The organism is Tepidibacillus decaturensis (genome assembly GCF_001561915.1).
Lineage (GTDB): Bacteria > Bacillota > Bacilli > Tepidibacillales > Tepidibacillaceae > Tepidibacillus_B > Tepidibacillus_B infernus.
Window position 1 is genome coordinate 226,363 of sequence record NZ_LSKU01000001.1, and the last position, 3,582, is coordinate 229,944.

Sequence of the window (3,582 nt, forward strand, 5' to 3'; positions counted from 1 at the left end):
AGCCGATGGTACTTGGACCGAAGGGTCCTGGGAGAGTAGGACGTTGCCAGGCATAATGTTTCCTCGTTAGCTCAGTTGGTAGAGCACTCGGCTGTTAACCGAGTTGTCGCAGGTTCGAGTCCTGCACGAGGAGCCAGTGGAGAGGTGTCCGAGATGGCCGAAGGAGCACGATTGGAAATCGTGTAGGCGTTAAAAGCGTCTCGTGGGTTCGAATCCCACCCTCTCCGCCACTTTAGATGTGAGAAGTTAGATATAGTGCTGTTTCGTATTATAATTATTTTTTAATCTAACCTCCAACGAATTAATCTCTAAATTTCTAGTATGGACGATTAGCTCAGCTGGGAGAGCACCTGCCTTACAAGCAGGGGGTCGGCGGTTCGATCCCGTCATCGTCCACCATTTCTTTAAGTATTTTGGAGCTGTGGTGTAGAGGCCTAACATGCCTGCCTGTCACGCAGGAGACCGCGGGTTCGAATCCCGTCAGCTCCGCCATATTTTTCGACATTGACATTGCAACTTGTTTCATGATACTATAATTTTTGTCATGAATTAGGTTCGGTAGCTCAGTCGGTAGAGCAGAGGACTGAAAATCCTCGTGTCGGCGGTTCGATTCCGTCCCGAACCACCACTTGTTTTGCCGGTGTAGCTCAATTGGTAGAGCAACTGACTTGTAATCAGTAGGTTGGGGGTTCAAGTCCTCTCGCCGGCACCATTTATATTGAGTGTGACTACGTTAAGGTGAATATAATTTTTTATATTTGGAGGGGTACCAAAGTGGCCAAATGGGGCGGACTGTAAATCCGTTGCGGAAGCTTCGTAGGTTCGAATCCTACCCCCTCCACCATCCTAAAGGGGTGTAGTTTAACGGTAGAACAGCGGTCTCCAAAACCGTTAGTGTGGGTTCGATTCCTGCCACCCCTGCCATTGTATTTGTGGCGGCCATGGCGAAGTGGTTAACGCACCGGATTGTGGCTCCGGCATCCGTGGGTTCGATTCCCACTGGTCGCCCCATTTAATGGGCTGTAGCCAAGCGGTAAGGCAACGGACTTTGACTCCGTCATTCGCAGGTTCGAATCCTGCCAGCCCAGCCATTTTTTATTATTGGATTGGCGGACGTGGCTCAGTGGTAGAGCATCGCCTTGCCAAGGCGAGGGTCGCGAGTTCGAATCTCGTCGTCCGCTCCATATTAATTCTGAGTAAGACATCGAGTTAACTTCATTGATTGATGTAAATTGTTGTGTCTGTAGGGTGCTCCATTTTGGCGGCATAGCCAAGTGGTAAGGCAGAGGTCTGCAAAACCTTTACCACCGGTTCGAATCCGGTTGCCGCCTCCATAAATAATAAATTAAATATGCCGGGGTGGCGGAATTGGCAGACGCACAGGACTTAAAATCCTGCGGTAGGTGACTATCGTACCGGTTCAAGTCCGGTCCTCGGCACCACATTAATTTTCTAATACTACTTCAAATAATCATCCTTGTTGGATAAATATTGAATATATATTTGTGCCCTTAGCTCAGCTGGATAGAGTGTCTGACTACGAATCAGAAGGTCGGGAGTTCGAATCTCTCAGGGCACGCCATTGATACAATATGCCGGTGTGGCGGAATTGGCAGACGCGCGCGACTCAAAATCGCGTTCCCTAAAGGAGTGGGGGTTCGAGTCCCTTCACCGGCACCATATTATTTTTCGAGTACTACGTTGAATTAACTTCTCGTTCGAGAATGATCGTTGTGCCTTTTTGGTACACCATATTATTTTTCGAGTACTACGTCAATTTTATTTCATTGTTCAAAAAGGATTGTTGTACTCTTAGAGTGAACCATACATAATTAAAAAACTTTAAGCCAATGCTTTGACTAATTCAGAGTATTGGCTTTTTTGTTTTAACGGGTATAGTATATATTTCAACGCCTCCACCGATTTGTAAATAATATACTCGAAAAAGAGAGACCGATTAAAAATTTTAGCGAGATTAGAAGGAATTTGGTAATAAATGTCGAATTGAAAGGAAAAATGATAATGGCACACCTATTGAAAAATAGGGCCGCAAAGCTAAAGGGGCTAAGGTGTTTTACACTATGCCAGCCAGTTGCCGAAATTTGAAGAATGATCCTCTATTTCGGGGGATTTTTTTGTTTAAAATGTTTTTAAGTAAAGTAGGGGGGTTGTTAAGGTTGGAACATCCCATTATCGCTTATCCTTCAGAGAATAGAATTGAATGGAGTTATCGAAGAGAAGACAGTGTAATGCTACTCCTAGAACTTATTGAGAAGAATTTACTTTTACTTCAGGGAAAACCTTTTGTTTTTTTAGTTGACATTCGCTTGATTCGATATATTTTACCTGATGATAAAAAGATCATTTTTCAATTGATTCATCAAATAAAAAGCCATGGATTGGTTGGGTTAGCTTACCTTGTAGATTTTCGCAACTATATACGAATGCAAACCTTAATTTCCTTAAACCAACTTCCATTTAAGGAGGTGGTTTTTAAACGCGAGGATGAGGCAAGAAAGTACTTAAATGATCTTATTACAGACAGTTTAAAAAAATGTATTTTATAATTTAAAAAAGCGGAGGTAAATCAAATGAACAAAACAGAGTTAGTTCAAAAAATTGCTAAGAACACAGGAATCAAAGTGAAAGATGTAGATGCAGTCTATAAGGAACTTGTTGAGGCAATTAGTGAATCATTATCAAAAGGTGAAAAAGTTCAACTTATTGGTTTTGGAACATTCGAAACCCGTAAGCGTAGTGCTCGTAAAGGAAGGAATCCTCAAACTGGCAAAACGATTCAAATAAAAGAAAGAAACGTGCCAGCTTTTAAACCAGGCAAAGCATTAAAAGAGCGTGTATAAAAATAGATAGGGGTTTTCCCCTATCTATTTTTAAATATCCAATATCTTTTTCTTAACTAGTAAATCATCAATACTTTTAAAGGTATAGCCCTTTTTGAGAAGATCATCAAGTACTTTATTTAAAGCTTCAGCATTATCTTTGGATACTGTGTGAATTAACATGATTGCTCCAGGATGCACTTGTTCCATTATTTTGTCATAAGCATATTTCCACCCCTTTTGATCATGAATATCCCAATCTTTATAGGCTAGAGACCAAAAAACATTGATATAACCATTTTGATAGGAAAGAGCAAGTGTTCGTTCGCTAAATACCCCTCTTGGGGCTCTTACATAATGCATTTCCTTCTCACCAGTTATTATAGTATACAAATTTTTTACCTTATCTAGTTCTTTTTTTAATTGATGATCACTAATTTCCGTCATATTGGGATGGCTCCATGAATGGTTACCCACAATATGACCTTCATTTACCATTCTTTTTACCAAATCAGGTTGATCCTTTAGATAATGGCCAGTTACAAAAAAAGCGGCAGGAATCTTTTTTTGTTTCAATATATCAAGAATTTGAGATGTATATCCATTTTCATAACCATTATCAAAAGTGAGATACAATTCCTTTTGCTTGGTATCTCCGATAAATATTCCGCCATGTTTTTCTAAAAGCTCAAGATAATTTTTTTCAGTTGTAGCAGGTTGGTGATTTTTACTTTTTTTAATT

At 40.6% G+C, this 3,582-nt stretch carries 3 protein-coding genes, 15 tRNA genes and 1 riboswitch; of the genes, 17 read left to right on the plus strand and 1 reads right to left on the minus strand.

The features are described from left to right. Positions 1-60 precede the first annotated feature (60 nt). The 17 genes from U473_RS00975 (at position 61) to U473_RS01055 (ending at position 2,861) form a co-directional block, all read left to right on the plus strand. Positions 61-136 (plus strand) — tRNA-Asn (locus tag U473_RS00975). 2 nt (positions 137-138) lie between these two features. Beyond that, positions 139-230: transfer RNA gene (locus U473_RS00980), tRNA-Ser, on the plus strand. A 93-nt stretch (positions 231-323) separates the two neighbouring features. Continuing rightward, a tRNA-Val gene (locus U473_RS00985) sits at positions 324-399 on the plus strand. A 16-nt stretch (positions 400-415) separates the two neighbouring features. Then, positions 416-492, plus strand: a tRNA-Asp gene (locus tag U473_RS00990). 60 nt (positions 493-552) lie between these two features. Beyond that, a tRNA-Phe gene (locus U473_RS00995) sits at positions 553-628 on the plus strand. Positions 629-636: 8 nt separating this feature from the next. After that, positions 637-712 (plus strand) — tRNA-Thr (locus tag U473_RS01000). A 48-nt stretch (positions 713-760) separates the two neighbouring features. Continuing rightward, positions 761-844, plus strand: a tRNA-Tyr gene (locus tag U473_RS01005). 6 nt (positions 845-850) lie between these two features. Then, a tRNA-Trp gene (locus U473_RS01010) sits at positions 851-924 on the plus strand. 11 nt (positions 925-935) lie between these two features. Continuing rightward, positions 936-1,011: transfer RNA gene (locus U473_RS01015), tRNA-His, on the plus strand. A 5-nt stretch (positions 1,012-1,016) separates the two neighbouring features. Beyond that, a tRNA-Gln gene (locus tag U473_RS01020) sits at positions 1,017-1,091 on the plus strand. A gap of 18 nt (positions 1,092-1,109) precedes the next feature. Beyond that, positions 1,110-1,184, plus strand: a tRNA-Gly gene (locus tag U473_RS01025). 76 nt (positions 1,185-1,260) lie between these two features. Then, positions 1,261-1,334: transfer RNA gene (locus tag U473_RS01030), tRNA-Cys, on the plus strand. A 19-nt stretch (positions 1,335-1,353) separates the two neighbouring features. After that, a tRNA-Leu gene (locus U473_RS01035) sits at positions 1,354-1,442 on the plus strand. A 63-nt stretch (positions 1,443-1,505) separates the two neighbouring features. Continuing rightward, positions 1,506-1,582 (plus strand) — tRNA-Arg (locus tag U473_RS01040). A gap of 12 nt (positions 1,583-1,594) precedes the next feature. Continuing rightward, positions 1,595-1,680: transfer RNA gene (locus U473_RS01045), tRNA-Leu, on the plus strand. A 334-nt stretch (positions 1,681-2,014) separates the two neighbouring features. Then, positions 2,015-2,100: riboswitch (cyclic di-GMP riboswitch) on the plus strand. Between the two features lie 77 nt (positions 2,101-2,177). After that, positions 2,178-2,567, plus strand: coding sequence for a hypothetical protein (locus U473_RS01050; protein ID WP_068722550.1), 390 nt, complete (start codon positions 2,178-2,180; stop codon positions 2,565-2,567). A gap of 24 nt (positions 2,568-2,591) precedes the next feature. Further along, a complete protein-coding gene (locus U473_RS01055) occupies positions 2,592-2,861 on the plus strand; it encodes an HU family DNA-binding protein (RefSeq protein WP_068722552.1) in 270 nt (89 codons plus the stop codon). 30 nt (positions 2,862-2,891) lie between these two features. Here U473_RS01055 and pdaA read toward each other — a convergent pair. Further along, positions 2,892-3,582 (minus strand): delta-lactam-biosynthetic de-N-acetylase (gene pdaA, locus U473_RS01060; RefSeq protein ID WP_153012061.1); only part of this gene is annotated, 691 nt, incomplete at its 5' end.